This window comes from Chitinophaga rhizosphaerae, assembly GCF_003958645.1.
In the GTDB taxonomy this organism is placed as follows: domain Bacteria; phylum Bacteroidota; class Bacteroidia; order Chitinophagales; family Chitinophagaceae; genus Chitinophaga; species Chitinophaga rhizosphaerae.
In genome coordinates, this window is the sequence record NZ_RXLO01000014.1 from 46,999 (window position 1) to 72,762 (window position 25,764).

Annotated in this window: 23 protein-coding genes; 8 read left to right on the forward strand and 15 right to left on the reverse strand. The window is 54.5% G+C overall.

The features are described 5' to 3' along the window. Positions 1 to 37: 37 nt before the first annotated feature. Positions 38 to 703: a WbqC family protein gene (locus EJ361_RS23245; RefSeq protein ID WP_126248889.1), complete on the reverse strand. Its 666-nt coding sequence runs from the start codon at positions 701 to 703 to the stop codon at positions 38 to 40. A 294-nt stretch (positions 704 to 997) separates the two neighbouring features. On the opposite strand from EJ361_RS23245, the gene EJ361_RS23250 reads away from it, so the two are divergent. Continuing rightward, positions 998 to 1,453: an LEA type 2 family protein gene (locus EJ361_RS23250; protein WP_126248891.1), complete on the forward strand. Its 456-nt coding sequence runs from the start codon at positions 998 to 1,000 to the stop codon at positions 1,451 to 1,453. 926 nt (positions 1,454 to 2,379) lie between these two features. Here EJ361_RS23250 and EJ361_RS23255 read toward each other — a convergent pair. Next, a complete protein-coding gene (locus tag EJ361_RS23255; protein ID WP_126248893.1) occupies positions 2,380 to 2,754 on the reverse strand; it encodes a heavy-metal-associated domain-containing protein in 375 nt (124 codons plus the stop codon). Positions 2,755 to 2,808: 54 nt separating this feature from the next. Next, positions 2,809 to 3,444: an orotate phosphoribosyltransferase gene (pyrE, locus tag EJ361_RS23260; RefSeq protein WP_126248895.1), complete on the reverse strand. Its 636-nt coding sequence runs from the start codon at positions 3,442 to 3,444 to the stop codon at positions 2,809 to 2,811. A gap of 47 nt (positions 3,445 to 3,491) precedes the next feature. Between pyrE and EJ361_RS23265 the strand changes: the two genes are divergently transcribed. Together EJ361_RS23265 and EJ361_RS23270 are read left to right on the forward strand one after the other, a co-directional pair. Beyond that, on the forward strand, positions 3,492 to 4,118 hold the full coding sequence (locus EJ361_RS23265; protein ID WP_205687093.1) for an NUDIX hydrolase: 627 nt from the start codon (positions 3,492 to 3,494) through the stop codon (positions 4,116 to 4,118). Positions 4,119 to 4,123: 5 nt separating this feature from the next. Then, positions 4,124 to 4,843, forward strand: a complete 720-nt coding sequence (locus EJ361_RS23270; protein ID WP_126248897.1) for a class I SAM-dependent methyltransferase — start codon at positions 4,124 to 4,126, stop codon at positions 4,841 to 4,843. 1 nt (position 4,844) lies between these two features. On the opposite strand, the gene EJ361_RS23275 is transcribed toward EJ361_RS23270, so the two are convergent. Genes EJ361_RS23275 through EJ361_RS23290 form a run of 4 tightly spaced genes read right to left on the reverse strand, consistent with a single transcriptional unit; the run spans position 4,845 to position 7,242 of the window. Further along, on the reverse strand, positions 4,845 to 5,285 hold the full coding sequence (locus EJ361_RS23275; protein ID WP_126248899.1) for a hotdog fold thioesterase: 441 nt from the start codon (positions 5,283 to 5,285) through the stop codon (positions 4,845 to 4,847). Positions 5,286 to 5,298: 13 nt separating this feature from the next. Then, on the reverse strand, positions 5,299 to 5,781 hold the full coding sequence (gene coaD / locus EJ361_RS23280; RefSeq protein ID WP_126248901.1) for a pantetheine-phosphate adenylyltransferase: 483 nt from the start codon (positions 5,779 to 5,781) through the stop codon (positions 5,299 to 5,301). Between the two features lie 10 nt (positions 5,782 to 5,791). Next, positions 5,792 to 6,355: an RsmD family RNA methyltransferase gene (locus EJ361_RS23285; protein ID WP_126248903.1), complete on the reverse strand. Its 564-nt coding sequence runs from the start codon at positions 6,353 to 6,355 to the stop codon at positions 5,792 to 5,794. After that, the gene (locus EJ361_RS23290; protein WP_126248905.1) at positions 6,346 to 7,242 is read right to left on the reverse strand and encodes a DUF3822 family protein; all 897 of its coding nucleotides are present in this window, start codon (positions 7,240 to 7,242) and stop codon (positions 6,346 to 6,348) included. Before EJ361_RS23290 ends, EJ361_RS23285 begins: the two co-directional genes overlap by 10 nt. Positions 7,243 to 7,387: 145 nt before the next feature. Here EJ361_RS23290 and EJ361_RS23295 point away from each other — a divergent pair, with 145 nt between their 5' ends. Next, a complete protein-coding gene (locus tag EJ361_RS23295) occupies positions 7,388 to 8,722 on the forward strand; it encodes an MATE family efflux transporter (protein WP_126248907.1) in 1,335 nt (444 codons plus the stop codon). 5 nt (positions 8,723 to 8,727) lie between these two features. Here EJ361_RS23295 and EJ361_RS23300 read toward each other — a convergent pair whose 3' ends face one another. From EJ361_RS23300 to EJ361_RS23320, 5 genes are all read right to left on the reverse strand, one after another. Further along, positions 8,728 to 9,483, reverse strand: a complete 756-nt coding sequence (locus EJ361_RS23300; RefSeq protein ID WP_126248909.1) for a tetratricopeptide repeat protein — start codon at positions 9,481 to 9,483, stop codon at positions 8,728 to 8,730. 108 nt (positions 9,484 to 9,591) lie between these two features. After that, positions 9,592 to 9,942, reverse strand: coding sequence for a dihydroneopterin aldolase (locus EJ361_RS23305; protein ID WP_126248911.1), 351 nt, complete (start codon positions 9,940 to 9,942; stop codon positions 9,592 to 9,594). Between the two features lie 55 nt (positions 9,943 to 9,997). Further along, positions 9,998 to 10,945, reverse strand: a complete 948-nt coding sequence (gene trxB / locus EJ361_RS23310; RefSeq protein ID WP_126248913.1) for a thioredoxin-disulfide reductase — start codon at positions 10,943 to 10,945, stop codon at positions 9,998 to 10,000. A gap of 44 nt (positions 10,946 to 10,989) precedes the next feature. Further along, on the reverse strand, positions 10,990 to 11,823 hold the full coding sequence (locus tag EJ361_RS23315; RefSeq protein ID WP_126248915.1) for a DUF4249 family protein: 834 nt from the start codon (positions 11,821 to 11,823) through the stop codon (positions 10,990 to 10,992). 162 nt (positions 11,824 to 11,985) lie between these two features. Continuing rightward, entirely contained in the window at positions 11,986 to 12,843 is an 858-nt protein-coding gene (locus EJ361_RS23320) for a sigma-70 family RNA polymerase sigma factor (protein ID WP_109698810.1), read from the reverse strand. A 392-nt stretch (positions 12,844 to 13,235) separates the two neighbouring features. Here EJ361_RS23320 and EJ361_RS23325 point away from each other — a divergent pair, with 392 nt between their 5' ends. From EJ361_RS23325 to EJ361_RS23335, 3 genes are all read left to right on the forward strand, one after another. Continuing rightward, the gene (locus EJ361_RS23325) at positions 13,236 to 14,252 is read left to right on the forward strand and encodes a threonine aldolase family protein (RefSeq protein ID WP_126248917.1); all 1,017 of its coding nucleotides are present in this window, start codon (positions 13,236 to 13,238) and stop codon (positions 14,250 to 14,252) included. 508 nt (positions 14,253 to 14,760) lie between these two features. Beyond that, positions 14,761 to 17,397 (forward strand): valine--tRNA ligase, encoded by a 2,637-nt coding sequence (locus EJ361_RS23330; RefSeq protein WP_126248919.1) that lies wholly within the window; start codon positions 14,761 to 14,763, stop codon positions 17,395 to 17,397. 52 nt (positions 17,398 to 17,449) lie between these two features. After that, entirely contained in the window at positions 17,450 to 17,947 is a 498-nt protein-coding gene (locus EJ361_RS23335) for a hypothetical protein (RefSeq protein ID WP_126248921.1), read from the forward strand. On the opposite strand, the gene EJ361_RS23340 is transcribed toward EJ361_RS23335, so the two are convergent. Beyond that, on the reverse strand, positions 17,944 to 18,996 hold the full coding sequence (locus tag EJ361_RS23340; RefSeq protein ID WP_126248923.1) for an AI-2E family transporter: 1,053 nt from the start codon (positions 18,994 to 18,996) through the stop codon (positions 17,944 to 17,946). The genes EJ361_RS23335 and EJ361_RS23340 overlap by 4 nt on opposite strands. A 10-nt stretch (positions 18,997 to 19,006) precedes the next feature. Continuing rightward, a complete protein-coding gene (locus EJ361_RS23345) occupies positions 19,007 to 21,832 on the reverse strand; it encodes a TolB-like translocation protein (RefSeq protein ID WP_126248925.1) in 2,826 nt (941 codons plus the stop codon). 132 nt (positions 21,833 to 21,964) lie between these two features. Between EJ361_RS23345 and EJ361_RS23350 the strand changes: the two genes are divergently transcribed. Further along, positions 21,965 to 22,309, forward strand: a complete 345-nt coding sequence (locus tag EJ361_RS23350; RefSeq protein WP_126248927.1) for a HesB/IscA family protein — start codon at positions 21,965 to 21,967, stop codon at positions 22,307 to 22,309. A 228-nt stretch (positions 22,310 to 22,537) separates the two neighbouring features. Here the strand turns inward: EJ361_RS23350 and secDF are convergent, their stop codons facing one another. Then, the gene (secDF, locus tag EJ361_RS23355) at positions 22,538 to 25,684 is read right to left on the reverse strand and encodes a protein translocase subunit SecDF (RefSeq protein ID WP_126248929.1); all 3,147 of its coding nucleotides are present in this window, start codon (positions 25,682 to 25,684) and stop codon (positions 22,538 to 22,540) included. Positions 25,685 to 25,764 lie beyond the last annotated feature (80 nt).

Here is a 25,764-nt window from a genome sequence, read left to right on the forward strand (position 1 = left end):
GCGCCGGGTTGGCATTCCTTTTACAATCCCTTCATAATCATTTCAGTAACTCCAACCCCCTTTTTCCTTCACAAAATAACAGATCGAGGATGCTAAGGTTCGGCAGGAAGCCCGTCCTTTCCCCAAAAACCTGGGTGTATTGGATGGCGTTTTCCGGAACCTGGCCGGGCACCATTTTGTCGCGCAGGTCCAGGATGGCGGTATCATTATTATAGTCCTTCTCGAAAACCTCCGTCAATTCCACGACGGGTGCAAACCCGAGGGCCCGGTTGGCGAACTCGAAGCAGGCCATGTTCCAGTCGAGCAGATATTCAAATTCCTTTTCATATAACAATTCCAGTTCCGGCTCGAAATATTCGAACCAGGGGGAACGGCGGTAAGCGGAAGTCAGGGTTTTCCAATGGAGTTGCTGCCAGGGTTCGAGGTTGGAAATGCGAACGTCTTTCATGACGGTCCGCTGATTTTTTCCTTTCACGAGCGGAACGCTCAAAAGTATCATTCCGTTGGGCCCGGCGATGTAGCAACGATTGCGAAAACTGACCTTCTGGTAGTGTTCCATGCGCTCGAAGCGCACTTTTTCGCATTCAATTAAAGTTTTATAGAAGTTTATTGGTGGAAAATATTGACTTTCAATGAGTAATATTTCTTTTTCCTGTTGTCCTGCCATACTGTCCGTTTTAGTTTTTCCGGTGATGTAATTCATGATGAAACGGGTGGTTACAATTTAATTAAAAGCGTTCGTTAATGCACTTCAACTTCTTGATTAACAGTTCATAGAATTTAAATACATATGCTATTAATATTAGCAATCGCCCATTTCACGTAAAATGTTAAAAGTCAACAAAAATACTAAAGATATTAGTCTAAAAAACCGTTGATTTTTGACCGGTTTTATTTAAAGTAAAATTTTAAGTAGACGGGCCGCTCCCAGCCCGGTTTTTAACTTAATTTTTGGAGGTATTTGTCGTACGTTTGGTGGAAATTTTCAAACGCCGTCATGAAACAGGTAACCTGGTATTTTATGATCCTTCTCGTTTGGGGTGGGGTCAGCGCATGTGGAAAAATGAAAGACCTGGAGTTTGTCAGGGTCGCCAGCTTCGATATGGAAAATCTGAGCTTTTCGAAAAGCACGGTCAAAATCGAACTGGCTTATTACAACCCGAACAATTTTTCGCTCCGGTTAAAAGATGCCGAATTCGACGTTTTTCTGGACGACACGAAAGTGGGCCATTCTTTACAAGACACCTTAATTGACATTCCGGCGCGCGATACTTTCTATTTTCCGGTGAAGCTCCAGGTCGAAATGGGGAATGTTTTTAAGAACATGCTCGGCGTTTTGGCGAACAAGGAGGTAACCATTAAAGCCGCCGGAAATTGCAAAGTCGGCAAAAAAGGGGTGTTTCTACCCTTCCCGATCCGGGCCGAAACGAAACAGAAACTCGACTTTTTCTGATGGAACAACTGACTTTTTGGGAGCAGCTTTTTTCGTTTTTTGAATCCGCCATCCAATTTTTGGCGACGTGGATTTTTGGGTTTTGATGCCGGTTTTTCAATTTCCTGCATCCCGGATCCAGTCAATTACAAACGCGATATTACATTTCCACAATTCGAATTACAATAATTAAAGCCATCCTTTCCGGGTGGCTTTTTCATTTTCGTTCGTGATTACATAACTTCTCCGCTCCATTTTCAGCACCCCGGGCGCTGGATTTTCCGACAGATTTTGACGGTTTGGATGCCTTGAAAAGCGCATCGTCCTACCCCAAAAAACAATTTTTCAACCCCAAATCGCCTCGTTTCTGGCGTCGTAAATCAGCTCGAAAACGCGGGTTCTCTTCGATTAATTACTTCGGTTTTCCGTTTTTCACTGCCACCAGGCAGCGCAAAATGGCTTCGTACATCCCGTCTTTTTGGGAGGATTACGGAACAACCGAAACGGATGAGGGAATTAAAAAGCAGGTATTTCCGACGCTAAAAGTGTTCGAAATTCGATGGATCGTGGTGCTGTTTTGCCCTAGTAGAAATTGTACTTTTTGAGGATTGGGGTAATTTGAAAGGCACTCTCCCCCTATCGTTTGGGCTTACTTTTTTTGCATGAAAACTGAAGAGCAGGGGGATTTGTGCCAAACGAAATAGACTACCTAAATTAACATTTCCCGTCATTTTGCCGGGTTAAATAGCTGGGTGGTCCCCTTCCAATATCCGCTTTCACCTGAATTTTTTGGGCACTTACAGATCCTTTGATTTCGTCTCTTCCTGCTTCAGATTAATGATAATGCTCACACTCGGCATCATCCTTCATCTTTTCCCCTGACTTTCCCGGGCACAAAAAAACCGCCCCGGCAAGCCGGAGCGGTCGAATTCGATATAACTATATTATTAGTGTTTCTTCTGAACAGGGCCTCCACCGTCTTCCGGTTTCTTGCAGCACTTGGGCAGATCGTTGTAGGAATCCACGTTGGCGGTTACATCGTCGGCATCGTACCCAACATTCGCAATAGCGGTTTTGATGTTCTCGATATTGGTACGGTCGGTATAGTATTTCACCGTCGCTTCTTTCTTCTTCACGTCCACCACCATGGATTTTACGCCCTCTTCTTTCAGGAAATACCGCTGGATCGCGTCTTTGCACATATTGCACTGAACGCTCGGTACCTTGATCTTCGCCGTTACCAGCGTTCCTTTCTTCGCCTGGGCCATCGCTGAACCCGTAACAGCCAGCATCAGCACCAGCATCATTTTAATGATACGCATAGGATGAATAGTTTTTAATCTCTCACAATATACGATTTCATCGCAATATATCGGCTATTTCCCCCACACATCGGGAGCCGTGCGCCAGGCTTGCAAAGTAGCCTGTTCGTCGGGCCCTACCTGGCCTTTTTCCACCGCCAGTTCAATCAGGGCGGCGTAGTTGCTCAGGGAACGGAAGGGAACATTCGCCGTTTCGAAAGCCTTCACGGCTATATCGAACCCGTAATTGAAGATAGACACCATCCCGATCACTTCGCCCCCCGCTGCGCGGATCGCCTGCACGGCTTCCAGGCTGCTTTTGCCGGTGGAAATGAGGTCTTCCACCACCACAACCGGCTGACCCGGCTGCAACACCCCTTCGATCTGGTTACCCATCCCATGCTCTTTCGGCTTGGAACGCACGTAGATGAACGGCAGCTTCAGCTGATCGGCCACCATGGCGCCATGCGGGATGCCCGCCGTTGCCACGCCCGCGATCACCGCGGCTTCCGGCCATGTCTCGAACACTACGTTGCACAGCTCGGACTTGATGTAATCCCGGACATACGGATAAGACAATACCTTGCGGTTGTCGCAATAAATCGGGGATTTCCAGCCCGAAGCCCAGGTGAAAGGCTGGGCAGGACTCAGTTTTACGGCTTGTATCTGTAACAGTTTCTCTGCTACCTGTTTTTCGCTGATATTGTTCATAACGGCGCAAAAGTACGATGAATAATGCAAAGGATTATTTTTGCGGCATGGAAACACCGATACATATATATATTAATGAACGCCCGCTCCTGATCGCCGGCCTCCACACACCGCTCCCCGCCCAATTCACCGGCGCCACCACCCTCTTCAACCCGCCTGCGGCCGAAGTGGCCCAAACCATCGCCCTGCTCGAAAAGAACCAGCTTCCGGCCGTCGTGTTCCGGACCGGCGAAGCCGATGCCCTCCTCGAACAGGTCAAAAGCCATTTTACGGTGCTCGTGGCAGCGGGTGGCCTGGTCACCAACGAAGCGGGAGACATCCTCCTCATGTTCCGCCGCGGCAAGTGGGACCTTCCCAAAGGCAAACAGGACGATGGTGAAAGCCTCGAAGCCTGCGCCCTTCGCGAAGTCCAGGAAGAAACAGGGCTTTCGAACGTAACCCTCGGCCGCCTCATCACCGAAACCTACCACTACTATTCCCTCAAAGGAAAAAACATACTCAAGCACAGCTACTGGTACCGCATGCACTTCTTCGGCTCGGAGCTCACCGTTCCCCAGATCGAAGAAGACATTATGGACATCCAGTGGATCAAGCCCGAGCATATCGCCCGGTATATGCCCTACTCTTACCAAAACATCGTGGACGTGCTCACCAAAGCCGGCTACGCAGCCTAACCCTCATGAGCGCCCAATCCCACTACGAAAACCACCTCGCCGCGTTCTACGCATGGATGTCGGGGAATTTCGAAACGAAGCAACAGGAGCAGCAGGACTGGTTCTCCAGCCACGGCGTGCTCCCACGGGGCAACAAGGTAGCCATCGACCTTGGCGCCGGCCACGGCCTGCAGTCGGTTTCCCTGGCGAAGCTGGGGTTCACGGTGTTTGCCGTCGACTTTAACCAGCACCTGCTGTCTGAACTGAACGCCCGGGCCAAAGGGCTTCCCATCCGCACCGTGCCGGCCGATCTGAAAAATGTGCCGCAATACGCCACGGAAGCCGAGCTCATCACCTGTATGGGCGATACCCTCACGCACCTGGACAGTTTCGGAACCGTCCGGGACCTTATCCAGCAATGGTTTGCGCTGTTACCGGCAGGCGGGCGCATCGCCCTGTCGTTCCGCGATCTCACGGAAGAACTTTTCGGCGAACAGCGGTTCATCCCCGTAAAGGCGGACGATCAGCGGATCCACACCTGTTTCCTGGAATACGAACCGGGATTTGTGCGGGTGTACGACCAATTGCTGGAAAAACACAACGGGGAATGGGTACAGAAAGTGAGCAGTTACCGGAAACTGCGTATGGGAGCGGGTTTAGTGAAGGAAATGCTCGCAGGTGCGGGGTTCCGCGTCGTGCAGCACGACGTCATCGCCAGGATGCAATACCTGCTGGCGGAAAAATAATTTACCCTTCTGTTCTTTTGGCCAGCACGGCTACGGTCAGCCGGCTTACGCAGACCAGCTTGTGATGGTCGTCGGTAATGCGGATGTCCCACACATGCGTGGCGGAGCCGATATGCAGCGGCGTGGCGATGGCGTGCACATACCCTTCGCGGACGCCGCGGACGTGGTTGGCATTGATCTCCAGGCCTACGCAGATTTGTTTTTCCGGATCGATGATCAGCGCGGAAGCCACACTGCCCACGGTTTCCGCGAGTGCAGCCGATGCGCCGCCGTGCAGCAGCCCGTAAGGTTGCACCGTGCGATGGTCTACCGGCATCATGGCGCGCAGGTAATCAGGGCCGATCTCGGTAAACTCCATCCCTACCCAGGCGCCCATGGTGTTGCGACCGTTCTCGTTCAGTTGGTCCAGGGAAATGTCCAGCGAAAACCAGATGGGTTTCATAGCCAAAGTTTTATTAAGAAAGTTTGGAATATTGGAGGGAAGACGACACCGCTTTCGGCAGGAACTGCGCCGCGTCGCCGCCGTTCCGGATCACGTCGCGCACGAGGGTGCTGGCGATGGTCGAAAATTCGGGGGAGCAGGTCAGGAAGATGGTTTCCACTTCGTGGTCCATTTTGCGGTTGATATCTGCGATCGCTTTTTCGTATTCGAAATCGGCTACATACCGGATACCGCGGAGGATGAACCGGGCCCCGATCTGTTTGCAGAAATTCACGGTCAGCCCTTCGTACGACGTCACTTCCACCGTTGGCTGGTCTTTATAAATCTCGCGCAGCCATTCCACACGCTGTTCCACCGAAAACATGGGCACTTTGCCGGAATTGACGCCGATGCCGATCACGAGTTTATCGAAAAGCGGCAGGGCACGGTCGATGATATCGGTATGGCCGAGCGTTACGGGATCGAAGGTACCGGGGAAAAGACAGATTCTTTGCATATGGTTTGCGTTATTCGCCGGAAGGGGTTTTCAGTTCCTCCCGGTTGATGAAAATAGTAAAGATCGTGGTGCCGTAGTGCCGTTCCGCCCGGAAGTAGGGATAATGACGAAAATCGTTCCTGCGGGTATGTTCCAGCACGAACCATCCCTCTTCCTTCAGCATGCCTTTTTCGAAAACGAGTTTCGGCAGCGCTTCCATGTTGCCCAGTTCGTAGGGCGGGTCGGCGAAAATGAAATCGAACGGGGCGCCGCCTTGCTGGAGGAATTTGAAAGCGTCCATCTTCACGATGTGCGTGCTTACGTCCAGCTGTCCGGCTGTTTTGGCGATAAAACCCGCCATGGTATTGTCTTTCTCCACCACTGTCAGGTTCGTGGCCCCGCGGGAGGCCAGTTCGAACGTAATGCTGCCCGTGCCGCCGAAGAGTTCGAGGCAGCGCAGTTCGGGGATGTCGAGATTGTTTTCGATGATATTGAAAAGGCCGCCCTTCGCGATGTCGGTAGTGGGCCGTGTATGCGGCATGTTGGCAGGCGGATGGATGCGGCGCCCGCCCAGTGCGCCACCGATTATACGCATAACGCCAGGGCGTAAAGATTAAAGAATTGATGAGACGGCATGTCTACCATCTTCGGAATGTAAAGGAACCCATCGGGCCGGTACACCCACTCGATGCGCGGCAGGAACCGGCTGAGCTCGGCAAAGACCTGGGAATCTTTCGTGAGCGACCCGCCGATCTTGATGCGCGACTTCAGCTCGCTGAGCCCCAGCTGCCGGAGGCTGTTCACGGTGTAATACACGATATCGAGGCCGCCGCGGTGGGCGTACTGGTGCTGCATGAGCAACTGTCCACCGGCGAAAACGGTCAAGGTAAACTGCTGCGCCTGTACTTCGGCGTAGGCGATGCCTTCCGGTGCGGAGTGGTCCGCATCCTGGCGGTATGCTTTCAGCAGGGCGGTGTTGGCATGCGCCACATCGTCTGTCGAAAACTCCTTGCGCAGGAACCCCAGCATATCCTTGTCCACCGAAAACACGTTCACCAGTCCCATATCCGCCAGTTCATCGGCCAGTACCGCGTCCTGCATTTTGTGCGGCAGCGCGGCCTGGAGGTAATCTTTCCGCAGCTGCTGCTGGTAAAACTCCCGAGGCACGAGTGTATTCTCGGCCGAGGAGAAAGCGAGCAGCACTTTCTTGAAAGCGGTGAAAAGCAGCCTGTCGGCGTCGAAGATCTGTTCGATCATTTCGAGATCGGCCATGGCAACGGTCCTGGGCTGGTAGCTGTAGCTCTTCAGGGCCAGGAACTTGCGCTGCAGGGGCGCGAGCACGGCATAGCTGAATGTGCCGGAACCGATCATCACCAGCAGGGTGCAGGTGGTAAGGTCTGTTTCCAGCAACGTCGCGTCGTCTATCGCGTAGGTGGGTTGTATGGTATATGCCACGGGCATGATCTGTCTGTTATTCCGCACAATAATAGTTAAAAATGTTGAGAACCACGGCCGCCGGGGCCTGCAAGATGACCAGCGAAGGCCCCGGAGGAATCGTTTTCGTCATTAATTCCTTGCCGCCGCATCCCAAACCGTTATTTTTGCCGGGTTTTTACGGTTTACCTTTATGCAAGTCGAAGTAACGAACAGGCAGATCATCAAGATCGCCGGCCCCATCTGTCTTTCCCTGATCCTCCCGCAGATCAATCACCTCACCAATGCCGCCTTCCTGGGTCACCTGGGCGAATTCCCCATCGCGGTAAACGGCATCGCGGGGATTTATACGCTGGTCATCTACATGATCTCCTACGGGATCACCAACGGGATGCAGGTGATGTTTGCCCGGCGGACGGGCGAACAGAACATCGCGGGCATGGGGCCCATTTTCAGCAACGGACTGGTCCTGTCCATGGGCATGTCGCTCCTCGGCATCCTCATCACGGAAACCCTCGCCCCTGCGTTCTTCCGTGCTTCCCTGCACGACCCGCACATTATCGAAGCGGCGTCGGAGTTCACGCGCATCCGGATCTGGGGGCTCCCCTTCCTCATGCTCATGCGGCTTTGCACCTCCTTATATATCGGTACCGGCAACACGAAGCTGCTGGTGATCATTTCCCTTTTCCAGGAAATCACCAACATCGTGTTCGACTACGGGCTTATTTTCGGTAAGCTGGGGCTCCCCGCGCTGGGGCTTAACGGGGCGGCCTACGCGTCCATCCTGGCGGAGATCGCTGGTTTCGCCGCGGCATGGGTGCTGCTGCTGCTCGGTAAATTCAATGTCAAATACGAGCTGTTCACCCGCCTGCGGCCCACCTGGAGCGGTTGCCGGAGCATCCTGGTGATTTCCGCGCCGCTGGTCGTGCAGTACCTTTTCAGCATCGGCAGCTGGCTGATCTTCTTCATATTCATCGAGCACCTCGGGCAGCGGCCCCTGGCCATTTCCAATATGATGCGGAGTATTTTCGGGTTGTTCGGGATTTTCACCTGGGCGTTCGGCTCCACCTGCAACACCATGGTTTCCAACCTGATCGGTCAGGGCCGGGAAAACGAGGTCATGACCATGGTCAAAAAGATCACGAAGCTGTCTGTCATCTGCTCCGTCGCCATCTGCCTCATCATCAGCATTTTCCCCACGCTTTGGCTGCGGATCTATACGACAGACGTGACACTTATGACCGAGGCCCTTCCGTCCATGTACGTATGTATGGTGGTGATGATCCTCGCGTCCGTGACCGCCGTGGTATTCAACGGTGTAACGGGAACGGGCGACACGCGGATCAACCTCGGCATCGAAATCATCGCCGTGATCGCATACCTTACCTATTGCATCGTGGTGATAGAAAAGATGCACAGCCAGCTGCACTGGGCCTGGTTTGCGGAGTTCGTATACTGGACGTCGATGGGCTCGCTGGCCTGGCTGTACCTGAAAAGCGGCCGGTGGAAAGGTAAAAAGCTGGCGTAAGGCCGTTATTGCATACTGTCGAGGAGCTTTTTGCACTCGGCTTTGTAACCGGGATCGTCCTGGTAAATAGGCCGGAGGCGCATGGCTTTGTTGAGGATTTCCATGGCCTGGGTTTCCTGGTTGTTCTGCCGGAAAGCGATGGCGAGGTCGAGGTAGTTGAGGATGAACGACGGCGTGAGCTGGCGGCATTTCTCGTAATTGGCGATCGCGTCTTCCAGCGTAGCGGCCGGCATTCCGCCGAAAAGCACCTTGGCGGCGGCTTTTTCGATGGAACTGAGGTTATAGATATCGAAGTTCCATTTACCGAGCAGGTGGAAGGCTTCGCCGTAATCGGGTTTGAACTTGATGGCGAGGTCTACGTACTTCTTCACTTCTTTCGCGGCGGCCACTTTCTCCTTGGCGCCGGAAACCTGCGCGATGCGGGCCCAGGCGAGGGCCATGGCGTAGTTGGATTCGGGGTTTTCGACATCCACCTTCATGGCTTCATAAGCGAATATCTTCGCGTTGTTGAACCATTCCATTTTGGCGGATTTATCTTTCTGGCGGGCGCCTTCGCGGCTGCAGATGAGGCTGCTCTGGTTGAGGGCGGTCACGTTGCCGGGGTCTGCCTGGAGGATGTCTTTATATTGTTGCAGCGCCTCGGTCTCCTTCATTTGCAGGGTGAGCTGTTTAGCCTGCGCGAGGGATTCCTCGACCGTTTGGCTGAACGAAGCGAGCGCCAGCATGGAGGCGCAACACAGTAAAAAGGTTTTCTTAAGCATAGGAACGAATTGAATTTAACAGGTTCCCAAAAATAAGGATTTTCCCAGCCCGGCTACATGCTGGACATGGTTTCTACACAGGCGGCCGGACATATAACGTTGCCGGCCTCAGTATTGTTTCTCCAAAGCCACGCAGGAGTAAGCCAGGTCTCCTCCGAACGGGGGCGCCTGCTTCCGCAGCGTCACCTTCGAATAGCGGATGACCGGAAAACGCGCTTTCATTTTCACCGAAATATCATGCACCACCTGTTCCAGCAATTGCTGCGGCACCTCCATCACTTCTTTGGAAATGGCAAACAATGCTTCATAGTTCACCGATTCTCCCAGCTGCGAAGGGTGTTCCGGTTCGGGGAGCCGCACGAGCACGTCCAGTACGAAATGATTGCCGATGATGCGTTCCTGTTCGTAAAACCCGTGATGGGCGAAGAAACGGACGCTCTCCAACGCAATGGTCAGCATATGAAAAGATTAAAAGGAAAGGGCCGACGTTCCATCGGCCCTTTCGTATGTAAATTTAGTGTCCTTTTGCGGAAAGGTAACGCTCGGCGTCGAGCGCTGCCATGCAACCGCTGCCGGCGGCCGTTACGGCCTGGCGGTAGTTTTTGTCCTGCACGTCTCCGCAAGCGAAAACGCCTTCCACGCTGGTTTTGGTAGTACCGGGGATGGTTTTGATGTATCCCTGCTCGTCCATCTCCAGCTGGCCGTTGAAGATACCGGAGTTAGGCTGGTGGCCGATCGCTACGAAGAACGCGCTCACGGGGATCGTTTTTTCTTCTTTGGTCTGGGTATTGAGGATGCGAACGCCTTCCACTTTATTTTCCCCTACTACTTCCAGGGTTTCGGAGTTCCAGTAAACCATGATATTGGAGGTTTTGAGGACGCGGTCCTGCATTACCTTCGACGCTCTCATTTCGTGACGGCGCACGAGCATGTGTACGTTGGAGCAGATTTTGGAAAGATAGAGGGCTTCTTCGGCGGCGGTGTCTCCCGCGCCAACGATAGCTGCTTCCTTACCCCGGAAGAAGAAGCCGTCGCACACGGCGCACGCCGAAACGCCGCTGCCGTTGAGGCGCTGTTCAGACGGCAGGCCCAGCCATTTGGCGGAGGCGCCGGTGGCTATGATGATCGCATCGGCGGTGATGGTTTTTTCCTCGTCGATCACAACCTTGTACGGCTGCGACGAAAAATCTACGGAAGTAGCCATGCCATAGCGGATATCGGCTCCCATGCGGGCGGCCTGTTTTTCGAAGTCCACCATCATTTCCGGGCCCTGGATGCCTTCGGGGTATCCGGGATAGTTTTCCACTTCCGTGGTGATGGTGAGCTGGCCTCCGGGCTGGATGCCCTGGTAGAGGACGGGCTTCAGGTTTGCTCTGGCGGCATAGATGGCTGCGGTGTACCCTGCGGGGCCGGAGCCGATGATCAGGACATGTGCATGTTCCTGGTTAGTGTTTTTTTCCATGCTGTTGTTTTCTGCTTGTTGGTTTGGTTTGGTTTTGATTTCGATTATTTAGGGATAATGATCCTTTCATATGTTACGCTGTTGCCACCCCAGTACCCTTTGGCGTTGGAGACGTTCCCCTTTGCGCGGGTTCCCGGCCCGAGGGGGTCTGCCCCTTTCGCCCAGGCTGCGCCTGCGCTGCGCCAGAAGTCGTACGTATTGTGGTCTACGTTACAGAATTTCAGCCACAAGGTGTCCCCTTTCGCCAGGGCGACCTGCGGAGCGCCGCTTCGGTCCACTCCTTCTCCCAGTTGCACTTCGATGGTGCCTTTGCCGTGGGTTTCGGAAGACAGCGGGTGCATGCCGGGCAGATAGTCGCCGCCGTTGCGGGCGGTGAAGTACCGGGCGTAGCCGGTGTTGCTGCCGGTGAGGCGTGCTTTCAGTCCTGTTGGCCCCCACCATGCCGAATCGAGCCGGAGCCCGTTGGCGGGGATGGTGGTCACGGCGCTGAGGGTTTTCCCTTCCGAAAGGATCGTCAAGGTATAACTTTTACCGTTTTCCCCGCGAAAAGCGTGTTGCCATTGCGCAGTGTCTGCGGTATACACCCAGAACGGCCGGCCGGCGGCGTCCTTCAACCGGTATTCCCGCAGTGTTTGCGACTGCGGGCCGTTGGAAACGGTGATAACGGCGCCGTGCACCCATTCCCCGGCATTGCCGGCGGCCGGCGTTCCCGCGAAATAGGCCTGGTCGGCGCTGAGCATGACCATGGGGTAGCCGTTTTCTTCGATAATGCCTTCCACGACGGGGAGGTTTTCTTCGGTTGACTGTCCTGTCTGTTCCTTTTCACAAGCCGATCCCATCAGATAGAGGAGGATCAGTGTAACAGATGCCTTTCGCATAAGATTGCAAAAATAAAGGGTTGGGAGGAGAATTACGAATAGGGAAGGTATGAAAGGCGTCTATGGGCCTATAACCGTTCTCTATGGGGTATAAAAAAAGCATCCCGCCGATACATAGGCGGGATGCTTTTATCCCAGAATCAATTCATTAACAGGTGTCGATTATCCCAAGTAGGATTTCAGTGCGCCGCTGTAGCGGGCTTTCTGCAGGCGTTTGATAGCCCTTTCCTTGATTTGGCGGATACGTTCCTTCGTCAAATCATACTTCTGTCCTATTTGTTCGATCGTTGCGCCGTTTTCGCCATCCAGACCAAAGTACGCGTTCACGATTTCCGCTTCGCGGGGGCTCAGGGATTTGAGCACGCGGCGGATTTCTTCCCGGAGCGAATCCTGCATCACATCATCATCCGTCACATCGCCACCTTCCAGGAGGTCGCCCATGGCTACGTCTTCCGCTTCGTGGACCGGAGCGTCGAGAGACATGTGGCGGGTATTGCTCTGGAAGATATTGTTGATCTCCGACTCGGACATTTCCAGGATTTCGGCGAGCTCTTCGGTAGAAGGTTCGCGTTCGTTTTCCTGTTCGAATGCCATGTAAGCTTTATTCGCTTTGTTGTAAGTGCCTATTTTATTCTGCGGCAGGCGGACCAGGCGGCCTTGCTCTGCCAAAGCCTGCAGGATGGACTGGCGGATCCACCATACGGCGTAAGAGATGAATTTGAAACCCTTGGTTTCGTCGAACCGCTGTGCCGCTTTGATCAACCCTAAATTGCCTTCATTAATGAGGTCGCTAAGGCTCAAGCCCTGGTGCTGATATTGTTTGGCGACGGATACAACGAACCGGAGGTTCCCGGTCGTCAATCTTTCGAGAGCGCGCTGGTCCCCCATTTTAATACGTTGGGCCAGTATCGTCTCTTCCTCTGGAGTTAACAAAGGGATCTTCGAGATTTCCTGGAGGTATTTTTCTACCGCCTGCGAATCACGATTGGTGATCTGGGTGGCAATTTTAAGTTGCCTCATATGACTAAAAGTATTGGTTTACGAATATTATACTAACAAGCCGAAAGATAATTTTGTTGTAACATTTAAATGGTATATCTTACACGGTTGCGAAATTAGCCTGCAAAGATCGTGCTAATCCCCCACTCTTCCAAATATCACTGATATGGTTTTGATCTTGGGTTACGGACCGGGGTAAGATGCCTGTTACGCATTCATTGTCAATGATCAGGCACTTTGTCATAACGGCATTTCTGCTTGTTCACTATAACAAAGTACATTGTATAAACGGATTTTAATAGCTTTTTAGTCGCTATTTTCAGGGCTTTATGCAAATTTTAACAATTGGAAAATATCTCAATTCAAATTAACATTCTCTCTAATTTATTCATCTTCTCATTGCAATTTTTTCAATGGATTTCAGAAGCGACACATTCACACAACCCACCCCTCCCATGCTGGAGGCCATGCTAAAAGCCCAAACGGGCGACGATGTATTCGGAGAAGACCCTTCCGTCCGCGAACTGGAAGCCAGGATGTCAGCCCTTTTTGACATGGAGGCAGCCCTTTACTGCCCTTCCGGCACCATGAGCAACCAGATCGCCATCAAAGTACACACCCGCCCCGGCGATGAAGTCATCTGCTCTTCCCTCGCCCACGTCTATATTTACGAAGGCGGCGGCATCGCTTTCAACTCCGGCGCCCAGGCCCGCCCCATCGAAGGCGACCGCGGCATGATCTCCGCCGCCGATGTGGCAGCGGCCGTCAACCCGACAGACGATGACCACAAAGCCACCACTTCCCTCGTTTGCCTCGAAAACACCTCCAACCGCGGCGGCGGATGCTGCTATGATTGGGACGAGATCCTCCGCATCCGCGAAACCTGCAACGAACACAACCTCCGCCTTCACCTCGACGGCGCCCGCCTGTTCAATGCCCTCCTCGCCACCGGCCAACCGGCGGCGGATTACGGACGTACGTTCGACAGCATCTCCGTTTGCCTTAACAAAGGCCTCGGCTGCCCCATCGGGTCCGTACTGCTCGGCTCCGCCGATTTCATCCGCGAAGCCAAACGCATCCGCAAAAAACTCGGCGACGGCATGCGGCAGGCCGGGTACATGGCCGCAACCGGCATCTATGCCCTCGATCATCATATCGACCGCCTCGCCGAAGACCACGCCCATGCCAAAACCATCGCGGCTGCGTTGCTGGAACAGTCGTTCGTCGGGCATATGCTCCCCGTGGAAACGAACATCCTCATTTTTGCCGTGCATGGCGACTGGACGCCCGTCAAATTCCGCGATTACCTCGCCAAACACGGCATCCGCGTCATGGCCATCTCCCCCACCCAGGTACGCATCGTCACCCACCTCGGCATCACCGCCGACATGGTAAAGCATACCGTGGAAGTGATCCGGTCCATGTCGTGACGCACGAATAATAAGACCATCGGAACGGCCGGCCGGGTGAACCCTGGCCGGCCGTTCGCGTGTTAATATTTTTACAACGTAAAAGCGGCGCCCAAACTGGCACCACCGGGGCATCAACCGTTACGATGGCGCCCGGTTTATCGAACACGAAGGACCGCGGGATGCCGGTGATCCTGTAATCATCGGTGAATCTTTCCAGCCGCCGGCAAACTGTTGCATACTGCCGAGGATGCTGCCGCATCCTTGGCTTTGATGCCCAGCCGCAAATCCTGCTCGGTATTTTGCGCATAACCCGTCATTTCCAACAAAAACACCAAAAGCTATCTTGTATTGGGCGCTAACTGCGTATTATTTTGCGGATTCCCGGCATTTTTTTCACATAGAACGCGTTTCAACACCTATCTTGAAAAGAAAATCGGCCGATCGGGGCAAATATGCCCCTGAAATTCGGAATACATCCGATATTCAATATTTTTGCATGCCTAAAACGACATAGCCTGATAATCTGATGGAACTTTCGAAGAACTATATGCCTGCTTCGGCAGAAGACAAATGGTACCAATACTGGATGGACAAACAGTATTTCCGTTCCGTACCGGACGGCCGTCCTCCCTTTACGATCGTGATCCCCCCGCCGAACGTAACCGGGGTGTTGCACATGGGCCATACCCTGAACGAAACCGTGCAGGACATTCTTACCCGCCACGCCCGTATGAGCGGCTATAACGCTTGCTGGGTGCCGGGTTCCGACCACGCGTCCATCGCCACGGAAACCAAGGTGGTGAACATGCTGAAAGAAGAGAAAGGTATAGAGAAGAGCCAGCTCACCCGCCAGGAATTCCTCAAACACGCTTACGAGTGGAAGGAAAAATATGGCGGCATCATTTACCACCAGATCCGCAAACTGGGCTGTTCGGTAGACTGGGACCGGGTGACTTTCACCATGGACCAGCACTATTACGACGCGGTGATCAGGGTGTTCGTGGACCTTTACGGCAAAGGCCTCATCTACCGCGGCGCCCGCATGATCAACTGGGACCCCAAGGCTAAAACCGCCCTTTCCGACGAGGAAGTGGAATATAAAGAGATCAACGGCAAGCTCTACCACGTGAAATACGCCGTGGTGAACGCCGCCGGCGAAGCTACCGGAGAATTCATCACCATCGCCACCCAGCGCCCGGAAACCATCATGGGCGATACCGCGATCTGCGTAAACCCGGACGATGCGCGCTATGCCCATCTGAAAGGCCACTTCGCCGTGGTGCCCCTGGTCAACCGGAAAGTGCCCGTGATCTTCGACGAATACGTAGACAAGGAATTCGGTACCGGCGCCCTCAAAGTGACGCCCGCACACGATATCAACGACTATAACCTCGGCCTGAAACATAACCTCGAAGTGGTGGACACCCTCAACGACGATGGTACCCTTTCCGCCGCGGCACAGGTGTTCGTTGGCGAAGACCGCTTCCGCGCCCGCAAGAAAGTGGTGGCCGCCCTCCACGAACAAGGCCTCCTTGTAAAAGAGCAGGAATACACCACCCGCCTGGGCTACAGCCAGCGCAACCCGGACACCGTCGTGGAACCGAAAATCTCCACGCAGTGGTTCGTGAAAATGTCCGAACTCGCCAAACCCGCACTGGATGCGGTTGTTAGCGGAGAAGTGCGCATCCACCCCGGAGACCGCTTCCTCGCAACCTACAAATACTGGATGGAGAACGTGAAGGACTGGTGTATTTCCCGCCAGCTCTGGTGGGGCCAGCAAATCCCCGCCTGGTACGACGAGCAGGGCCAGTTCGTAGTGGCCGAAACGCTCGAAGCGGCGCTTGGAAAATACGAAGCCACCTATGGCAGCCGCCCGGCAACGCTGCGCCAGGACGAAGATTGCCTCGATACCTGGTTCTCTTCCTGGCTCTGGCCCATGGAAGTGTTCAACGGCATCAGCGACCCCGGGAACGACGACATCAACTACTACTACCCCACTTCCGTACTGGTAACGGGTCAGGATATCATCTTCTTCTGGGTGGCGCGCATGATCATGGCCGGCCTGGAATACAAGCAGGAGAAGCCCTTCTCCGACGTGTATTTCACGGGCATGGTGCGCGACAAGCTCGGCCGCAAAATGTCCAAATCACTGGGCAATTCTCCCGATCTGCTCGACCTTATCGAACGCTTCGGGGCGGATGCCGTGCGTTTCGGCATCATGATCGCTTCGCCGGCGGGGAACGACCTGCTGTTCGACGATTCCAGCTGCGAGCAGGGCCGCTTCTTCAACAACAAGATGTGGAACGCGCTGAAGCTCGTGAAAATGTGGACGCCGTCGGAAAACACCGGCGCGCCCGTTCCCGAATTCGCCGTGGAATGGATGGAAAGCCGGCTCAACGAAGCACATGCCGAAGTAGAGAAACTCATCAAGGACTTCCGCCTGAGCGAAGCGTTGAAAGTATTGTACAGCCTCATCTGGGACGATTTCTGCTCCTGGTACCTGGAGTGGATCAAGCCCGGGTTCGAACAGCCGATCGATAAAGGCGTGTATGACAAAACCATCGCGTACTTCGAGCAGCTCCTCCAGCTCCTCCACCCCTTCATGCCGTTCGTGACCGAAGAGATCTATCACCTGCTGCGCGACCGCTCCGCGGGCGACGATGTGGTGATCAAACAGTTCCAGGCTCCGGGCAGCGTGAACGCCGAGCTGCTGAAAGAAGGCACCCTGGCGCAGGAGGTGATCACCACCATCCGCGACGCCCGCAACAAGCAACAGCTGAAGCCGAAAGATACCATTAAACTGTTCGTGGAAACGCAGGACAGGAAAGCTTTCCAGCGGATCGAGGCCATCCTCGCCAAACAGCTTAACGCAGATGAATTCGGTTACACCGCCGAAGCCATCACTGGCGCAGCGGCCATCGTGGTTGGGACCGACAAGTTCTACATGGTAACCGAAAAAGAAGTGGACCCTGTAGCGCAGAAGGCCCAACTGCTCAAGGACCTTACCTACCAGCAAGGCTTCCTCGCGGGTGTGGAGAAGAAACTGCAGAACGAAAAATTCGTGAACAACGCCAAACCGGAAGCCGTGGAAGCCGAGCGCAAAAAGCTCGCCGATTGCCAGGCCCGCATCCAGGCCATCGAAGAAAGTCTTAAACTGTTATAATATTCCCGATCGTCCGGCGTTAACATAGCCGGACGATCTTTTTTTTTGCCCTATGAGGAAGCAATTGCTGATCACGCTTGCACTGTTCACCGGAATCTCGGCCACCACGGCTGCGCAATCCAAACCGAAGCCGCCGGTCAAACCGGCGAAGCCCGCTGCTGCAGCCACTTCTGCAGCCGATAAAAAATTGCGTTTCCGGACCACCTGGGGCATCTACCTCAGCGATTCCATCCCCCGCCCGGAAGTCCTGAAAATACTGGATTCCGCGCTCGTGGTGCGCGATCAGAAAAACAACAAATTCCCCGTCGTCTCTTTTGATTTTCTCTATGAAGCGAAAGAAGCGTACCTCAACGATACTACCAGCCAGGTCGCGTTTTACACGGAAACCACCGGCGATTCCTTTACGGGCGACCGCCTCTCCGGCCTCTGGAGCAAACGCCTGAAGGAAACGGTCCAGAAAGGCGAATCCCTTATCTTCTCCAACATCGTTATCCAGTACTCGGAAGGTAAATTCTACCGCGTACCGGAGCTCCACATCACCGTCCGCTAGTCTTCATTCCCCATGATCATGCCCCAGGGGCGCATGTTCGGGATTTTGTCGAACACCACTTTCAGCAATGCCATCGCCGGGATGGAAATGAACATGCCCGCGATCCCCCAGATCATGCTGCCGATAAACACGCCCAGCAGCGTCACCATGGCGTTGATAGACACCTTCGACCCCACGATCCGCGGCAGCAGCACGTTCGCGTCCAGCAAATGAATGCCGAACATGATCGCCGCGGCCCAGAACGCCTGGCCTGCCGTGCCCGTCGTCAACGTCACCAACACCGTCACCAGGATCGTCAGCACCATCCCGAGGTACGGAATGATGTTGAAAATAGCGCCCAGCGTACCCAGCAGCACGGCATACTTCACACCGAGGCACATCAGCGCCACGATGTACAGCGTAGCTACCACGAGCATTTCGATGAACAAACCCACCACATAACTCTTCACTACCACACGGCTGTGCGCGATCACTTCCCGCACTTCGCCGGCGAATTCCGCGCGGAACAGGCGCAACAAAAACTGTACGAGCAACCGGCGGTAATACAGGAGGAAAAAGGTGTACAGGGGAATGAATACGAGGAAGATAAGGACGGACGAAACCGACGTCACGGCGTTCACCACGAGTTGCGACAGCGAAGCGATGCTCTTGGCGGCGTTTTCGTTGATCCAGGCGATCTGCTGGTCTGAATCCACATTGAATTTATCGTCGACCCATATGGTCAGATCGTTGGCCAGCACCATGAGCCGCTTTTCGAGCATGGGCAGGTCGGACACGAATGTGGAAGTTTGCCATGAAATGAAGTACAACATCCCCGCCATGAAAATTACGAATATAAGGACGGCCAGTCCCGCAGCCGCGCCCCTGGGCAGTTTCAGCTTTTCCAACCCTTGCGCCAGCGGCAGCAGCAGGATCGCGAAGAGGAAACCGAAAGCCACCGGCGCCAGGATGTCTTTCATCGTCCGCAGGATCACGACGATGAGGACGAGGCTGAGCAGGATGTGGCTCAGTTTCATATAAAAAGGCGGCTTGAGGAGAGGTTGACGCATGTACGTTTTTTTAGTATGAAAAGAGTTGCTGCAAGGGAACGATCAGCTCGAAACGCCCTTTCCGCGAAGGATCGCCGGGATTGTCGTTGAACAGGTGACTGTAGCGCATCCCGAACGTGAAAGGCAGCACATTCCCGATTTTGGTATCGAAGAAAAGTTCCCCGCCGGCCGATGCATAAGTAACGTGGCGGCGGTTCCGAAAGTTGAATGCCGACATGTAGTCATGGAAAACATTGGCCCTGATCCGCGAAAAATACAGCAGGTTGGCGAACCCCCAATCCGGATACGCCACGGGGAAATGATAGTTCGATCCCACTTTGAAAACATGCTGGAAAAACGGCTTGCTATAACCCCGTGCATAGCTGAAAGGATCGCTGAACGCGTACCGCAGGCTCGTGTCTTTCTGCAGATACGACAGTTGCAACACGATGTTGTGGGTATTCCGGATCCCGGGGAAATACAGGTCCGCCCGTCCGAAAAACTGCCCGGCAGGGATGTTGTTCAGCGATTTGCTGTACCGCATGGTGAGCGACTGCCCGAAATGCGAGTAAATCTGCTGGAGGGCCTTCATCCGCTGGTTCGAGAAGCTGAAACCGAGATCGAGGTACTGGAGGTTGTTGTCGCGGAACGTGTATTTGCTGTTGCCGGCCCGGGTGCGCGTTACCTGGTGGAAATCCGCGCTGAGCGTGAGGCCGCGGTAGAATTTCCCGGAGCTGAGGCGCAGGGGCAGGCTCATGCCGCCGTACCAGTCCAGCTCGTTCCACCGCACCTGGATGGTATCGTTGATGTTGACGTACCGGTCGGATTTGTAATCACCGCCGGCGCGAAGGACGGGGAACCACCCGGCCCAGGCTACCTGGCCGCCTACCGATGGACTACTTTCATTCCGGTTATATCCGCCGCCGATGCGGGTTTGGAGTGTTCCGAGCACGTTTTCCCCCAGGAGGTACCATCCATAGTCCGGATCGTCGATCACCGGGAGCCAGCTGTGAAAATTGAATAAACGGTGCCCCTTGGCGTATTTCCGGACGTTTCTCCCCTCATCCCTTACCCGTGCCAGCAAATTGCCGCCCTCCCCGAAATCGGGCTGTAACCACGGTTGCTGGTGATCGGCTGCGGGATCGATGGGTTCCCCGGCGTTGAGGGGCATGGAGAGGAGTTTGAAGCCGCCCGCGGTGAATTCGCTGAAAACGAACTTCCCGTCAGACACGGCCAGATGATGCACGCCGTTGGCGCGGTGCGAATGGCGGCGGACGGTGCCGCCGGCCAGGGGCACGCTGTAAATATCGTCGGCGTCGGCAAATGCGGCCGTAAAATATACCGTATCGCCCTGTATTACGGGTATCCCGATGGCTTTCATGGAAAAGGGAACGAGCGTTTCCGTGTTACCGCCGGCCACGGGTTGCTTCACGATGGCCATCCGGCCGGTACTGTCGCGCACGGCGGTTACGATCCACTGATCGTTGTCCGTGAATTTCGGGTAGGTGTAATACCAGTTTTCTGGGTTGGACAGGCGTTGCAGGACCTGGCCCGTTCCGGCATCGAGGATTTCGAGGCAGTAGCGCTGATCCGGTGTAAGCGCGGCTACCACAACCGATTTCAGGCTGTGGGAGAGGTCTGGCGAAAAGCAGCGGCGTTCATGTTTCAGCACAAGCCGTTTGTTGAGGGAACCGGGCTTGCAGATCACCACTACCGAACGCTCGTCGGCCCCCCAACGGGCGTTGTAGCGGCTTTCGGTCCAGAGCAGGTGCCCGCTGCGGTAGCTGAAGAAATTATCGAAACCCGCGCCGGGAGCCGTCATCCGGAACGCCCGGGGCCGGTTGCCCCCATCAATATTGTAAAACGCCGGAATGGTTTGATAGGAATTGTGGAGCACAACGAGCCCGCCCTTCCCGTCGGGATAAACATACCTGAAATTCTCCACCCCGTTGCTTTGGGTAAGATGCGTGACGTTCACGTGGAGCGTATCTGCGGGTTCGGCCTGCGGGCTGTTCCAGTTTTGGCGGTAATAATCGTAGGAAGCCCGGAAGAAAGCGGCGGCATTCTTGCCGGTGCGGCGTTTAAGGCTTTGGGAGAAAGGATAAAATACCCCGCGGAAGCGCACGGCATCGTCCGTTACATCTTTCCAAAAATCGCGTCCATACTGCAAACGGCCGTAGCTGGCCATGAGGTAACCCGATTCATAGTGATTGGGCATGTAATGGCGGTAGGAGCCGTTCCGGACCTGCATGTAACTATATTCCTTCCCGGCGAGCGAGAGCGCCCGGAACCCGTCGAAAAACGCCGGGAGGCGGCCCCTTCCCTGTTCGCTCATCGCCGTTTCGGCCACAACGGCATCGCCTTCCCAGAACCAGTTCGGTACGGCGATATTGGTAATGGCGGCCTGGCCGAGCTCCCCGAAAACATAATATCCCACTTTGCTGACGCCCTTGCGGAAATTATTGTTCTGGATAACATGCCGGTATTCGTGCAACGCCAGCTGATCGGCCCAGTTGAGCGATCCCAGGTCGGAGGAATTGGGCGGCGGCGTGAGGTAAAACACGGAGCGGAAGGGCCCCAGCTGCACGAAACCATTGCTCTGCATCGTTTCATGCTGCAAAACGATGTTGACCTTCCTCACGGTAGGCCCCAGCGTTCCCGTATGCGACCGGGCGATGTGGTGGATGACGTCGGCCACCCGCTTACCCTGGGTTTCCAGGCCGGCGGGAAAAATCACACGGACCGTATCCGAATCCACCTGCCGCCATTTCAGGGAAGGCCGGTTGCCACCGAACTGCTGTGCGCCCGCCGTGTGGGCAAGGGATATGGCCAGGGCCAGGCATAGAATGTAACGCATATGTAAAAGCGGGTTGAACACCGCGCAACAAATTACATACAAATTTCAGATAATAGCGTTGCGGGGATGACTTCGGCGTGACAACGCTTTTTACGCATTTTTCCGTATTTTTGTATTCAAATTTTTCGATAAATGGACACAATCACACAAGCACCTATAAAATTGACCGGCGGGGCCGTAAAAGAATTGAAAAGGCTCATGGCCGAAGATGGATTCGATTCCGCGCAGTATCTGCGCGTGGGCGTGAAGGGCGGCGGATGTTCCGGTCTTTCCTACATCCTCGGGTTCGACGCCAAAATGGAAGGCGACGATACGTATGAGATCGAGGGCATCCCGGTAGTGATGAAGAAAGCCCATGGGCTGTACCTGCTCGGCATCGAGATCGATTTCGCGCATGGCCTCGAAGCGCGCGGGTTCACGTTCAACAACCCGAACGCCTCCTCCAGCTGCGGCTGCGGCACTTCCTTCGCCGTATAACCCGGTGCGATACGTTTTTCAAGGGCGATCCCAAAAGCATCACGGCTTTGGGGATCGCCCTTTTTTTGTGCGGTAGCGGTACAGTATAGCTACAGTAGGGCTTTAGTACAGATACCGTACTGGAACCGTACCAACCCTGCACAAATTGCCTCTGCTCCCGGCTAAAAAGACGAAAAGGGCGACCAGGAACCTGGTCACCCTTTTCGAGTATGATGGATTGAATCCGGCTTATTTACCGCGAACTAACGGGGGCGCCTTCTCGATCACAACGGACTCACGCTCCTGGGAGAGGGAGTTCTTCTTGTCGAAGTCCACCAGGATGGGAGCCGCTACGAAGATGGAAGAGTAGGTACCGGTCAGTACACCGATGAGCATCGCGAATGCGAAACCACGGGTCACCTCGCCACCGAAGATGAAGAGGATGAGGATGGTGATGAATACCGTCGCGGAAGTCATGATGGTACGGCTCAGGGTTTCGTTGATCGCGCGGTTGATCACGACCTTGGTTTCCAGCCCCTTCGTGTTACGGAAAGTTTCACGGATACGGTCGAACACGATCACGGTATCGTTCATCGAGAAGCCGATCACCGTAAGTACGGCCGCGATGAAGTGCTGGTCGATCTCCAATGCGAAAGGCACAAAGCTGCGGCAGAAGGAGAATACGGCCAGGGTCACGAGCACGTCGTGCAGCAGCGAGAAAATGGTACCGATAGAGTATTGCCATTTGCTGAAGCGCAGCAGGATGTACAGGAAGATCACCACGATAGAGAGGATCGTTGCTTTTACCGCACCCTGACGAAGGTCGTCGGAGATGGTCGGCGCCACTCTTTGCGATTGTACGAGGTATTTAGACACGAAGGCAGCCTGGTCGGGCTTGCTGTCGTAGAACGCCTGGAGGCCCTGGTGCAGTTTCGCTAGTGCGTCATTCGCCGCGTCGTCGGAATTCTCCTCGATGCGGTAAGGCGTAGTGATGTTCAGCTGGTTATTTTCACCGATGGTTTTCACGAAAGTCTCGGACTCGTAAACCTTGTTCAGCGATTCGTGCACCGCGGTACGGTCGATCGGTTTATCGAAACGAATGGTATAGCTGCGGCCGCCGCTGAAGTCCACACCATGGTCGAAACCATTGAAGAAGGAACCCACGCCGAGGATCATTACGATCGCGGAGATCACATAAGCGATCTTGCGTTTGCCTACGAAATCGAAGCTTGCGTGCTTGAAGATCTTGCGGCTGATCGGGGTGAAGTATTCGAAGTGGCGTTTGCGCTTCATCCAGAAGTCCGTCACCATGCGGGATACGAGGATACCGCAGAACAGGGACAGGATCAGACCGATGATCTGGGTGGTGGCGAAGCCCAGCACGGGGCCCAGGCCGAAGTAGAACAGGATGATCGCGGTGAGCAGCGAGGTCACGTGACCGTCGAGCACCGGTGCGTAGGAACGTTTGTAACCGTCCTCAACCGCCTGTGCGTAAGTTTTGCCCTTGCTCAGCTCATCTTTGATACGTTCGAATATAATTACGTTGGTGTCTACCGCCATACCGATCGTCAGTACCAGACCTGCGATACCCGGCATGGTCAGCGTAGCACCGAGCGACGCGAGGATGCCGAAAGTAAACAGGAGGTTGAGGATCAGGGCGATGTTGGCCACCCATCCGCCGGTGTTGTAATACACGAGCATGAGGATGAAGATCACCGCGAAGGCGATGATGAAGGATTTGGCGCCTGCCGTGATGGATTCCTGACCGAGGGTCGGGCCTACCACCTGCTCCTGCACGATTTTGGCGGGGGCGGGCATACGGCCGGAAACCAGGATATTGGCAAGGTCCTGCGCTTCTTCCAGCGTGAAGCTACCGCTGATGGAAGAGATACCGTTGGGGATCTCGCTGTTGATGGAAGGAGCGGTATACACGACATTATCGAGGACTACGGCTACGTAGTTGAAAGTTCTCGGATCCTCCGGGTTCACCGGCTTCAGGGCGCGGGTGAGGTTGCGCCAGTCGCGGGTACCTACAGCGTCCATGGTCATGGACACTTCAGGACGGTGATTGTCCTGGCCGAAATCGGCTTTGGCGGCGATGACCCTTTCACCCGTGATTTTCGCTTTCGGGTTGGAGGGGTTTACGCGAACACCGTACACCTGCAGCGGCTGGCTGCGGTCTTCTTTGTTGGCGGGACCGTAGAGGAAAACCAGGTCTTTCGGCAACGCGGCTTTCACGGCCGGCATTTCCAGGTATTTGCGGAAAGTGACGGTGTCGGAAGTGGAGATGAAGCCGAGGGTGGAGCTGGGGATGATGCCTTCCGTCTGTGTAGCATTGGGGCGGAACACGGCGAAGAGCGGGTTTTCTTTCGCAGCCTGTTGCTGCAACAGGGCGGCGGAGTCTTTACCGGCTTTGGCAACGTCTTTAGACAGCATGCTGCTCAGGGAAGCAGTGTCGCCGGCGGCGGGTTTCGCTGCGGCAACGGCGGTGGAATCGGTCGCTTTGGTGGTATCAACTACAGGAGCATTGCCCTGGGCTTTGCGGATGGCCTCGTTCATGGGGGTCAGCACGGTCATGTAGAACTCGTCGCTGTTCTTGTAAGTTTCCCGGAATTCGAGGTTGGCGCTGGCCTGGAGGTATTGGCGAACACGGTCTGCATCGTCCACACCTGCCAGTTCCACGGAAATGATGCCGCGGTTCTCGTCGAGGTTGATGGTGGGAGACGCAACGCCGAATTTGTCGATACGGTTTTGCAGTACCTTATACGTATTCTTGATGGCTGCTTTGGCTTCCGTGCGGATTACGTTCAGCACATCGTCGTTGCTGGAATTGAACGTAACGTTTTTCAGCTGGGCGTTGGCGAACACGGCCGACAGTTTGCCGTTCGGGTTCTTTTCCTTGTACGCTTCGCCGAACAGGGTCACGAAATCGGACTGGCTGTTCTTCTTGCGCTCGCGGGCGGTGGCGATGGCTGCATTGAGGGAAGGATCGTTGGGGTTGCCGGCCAGGGCGCGGACTACGTCTTCCACGCTTACTTCCAGTACCACGTTCATACCTCCTTGCAGGTCGAGGCCCAGGTTGAGCTGCTTTTCTTTAGCCTTGATGTAGCTGGTGTTCCAGGGGAATCCCGCAATCTGCTTGCCACTGGCGCTATCCAGCTTTTGATCCAGACGATCTTTGATCAGGTCGTTCAGCGTATCCCCGTAAAGAGCCTGAAGCTCTTTGTTACCGGGATATTTCGTTTCGGCGGAGGGATTTTGGCGGGCAACATCAGCTGCGGCCTCAGCCTTCATCTTCTTCTCAAAGTTCCGCACCACGAACGTGAAGGACAACTGATACAAAGAAATAAGGATCAGGGCGGCAGTAAAAAATCTAACCAGTCCTTTTAGTTGCATTTTCTTTTCGGATTATTAATACTAATTTTTAAAGAGTTGCAAAGATAGAATTTAAATTGATATATTAAAGCCCCGTCCAA

Coding starts and splice junctions, on each gene's coding strand:
- EJ361_RS23245 (WP_126248889.1), bottom strand. CDS start 703: ATGAATTACATCACCGGAAAAACTAAAACGGACAGTATGGCAGGACAA.
- EJ361_RS23250 (WP_126248891.1), top strand. CDS start 998: ATGAAACAGGTAACCTGGTATTTTATGATCCTTCTCGTTTGGGGTGGG.
- EJ361_RS23255 (WP_126248893.1), bottom strand. CDS start 2,754: ATGCGTATCATTAAAATGATGCTGGTGCTGATGCTGGCTGTTACGGGT.
- pyrE (WP_126248895.1), bottom strand. CDS start 3,444: ATGAACAATATCAGCGAAAAACAGGTAGCAGAGAAACTGTTACAGATA.
- EJ361_RS23265 (WP_205687093.1), top strand. CDS start 3,492: ATGGAAACACCGATACATATATATATTAATGAACGCCCGCTCCTGATC.
- EJ361_RS23270 (WP_126248897.1), top strand. CDS start 4,124: ATGAGCGCCCAATCCCACTACGAAAACCACCTCGCCGCGTTCTACGCA.
- EJ361_RS23275 (WP_126248899.1), bottom strand. CDS start 5,285: ATGAAACCCATCTGGTTTTCGCTGGACATTTCCCTGGACCAACTGAAC.
- coaD (WP_126248901.1), bottom strand. CDS start 5,781: ATGCAAAGAATCTGTCTTTTCCCCGGTACCTTCGATCCCGTAACGCTC.
- EJ361_RS23285 (WP_126248903.1), bottom strand. CDS start 6,355: ATGCGTATAATCGGTGGCGCACTGGGCGGGCGCCGCATCCATCCGCCT.
- EJ361_RS23295 (WP_126248907.1), top strand. CDS start 7,388: ATGCAAGTCGAAGTAACGAACAGGCAGATCATCAAGATCGCCGGCCCC.
- EJ361_RS23300 (WP_126248909.1), bottom strand. CDS start 9,483: ATGCTTAAGAAAACCTTTTTACTGTGTTGCGCCTCCATGCTGGCGCTC.
- EJ361_RS23305 (WP_126248911.1), bottom strand. CDS start 9,942: ATGCTGACCATTGCGTTGGAGAGCGTCCGTTTCTTCGCCCATCACGGG.
- trxB (WP_126248913.1), bottom strand. CDS start 10,945: ATGGAAAAAAACACTAACCAGGAACATGCACATGTCCTGATCATCGGC.
- EJ361_RS23315 (WP_126248915.1), bottom strand. CDS start 11,823: ATGCGAAAGGCATCTGTTACACTGATCCTCCTCTATCTGATGGGATCG.
- EJ361_RS23320 (WP_109698810.1), bottom strand. CDS start 12,843: ATGAGGCAACTTAAAATTGCCACCCAGATCACCAATCGTGATTCGCAG.
- EJ361_RS23325 (WP_126248917.1), top strand. CDS start 13,236: ATGGATTTCAGAAGCGACACATTCACACAACCCACCCCTCCCATGCTG.
- EJ361_RS23330 (WP_126248919.1), top strand. CDS start 14,761: ATGGAACTTTCGAAGAACTATATGCCTGCTTCGGCAGAAGACAAATGG.
- EJ361_RS23335 (WP_126248921.1), top strand. CDS start 17,450: ATGAGGAAGCAATTGCTGATCACGCTTGCACTGTTCACCGGAATCTCG.
- EJ361_RS23340 (WP_126248923.1), bottom strand. CDS start 18,996: ATGCGTCAACCTCTCCTCAAGCCGCCTTTTTATATGAAACTGAGCCAC.
- EJ361_RS23345 (WP_126248925.1), bottom strand. CDS start 21,832: ATGCGTTACATTCTATGCCTGGCCCTGGCCATATCCCTTGCCCACACG.
- EJ361_RS23350 (WP_126248927.1), top strand. CDS start 21,965: ATGGACACAATCACACAAGCACCTATAAAATTGACCGGCGGGGCCGTA.
- secDF (WP_126248929.1), bottom strand. CDS start 25,684: ATGCAACTAAAAGGACTGGTTAGATTTTTTACTGCCGCCCTGATCCTT.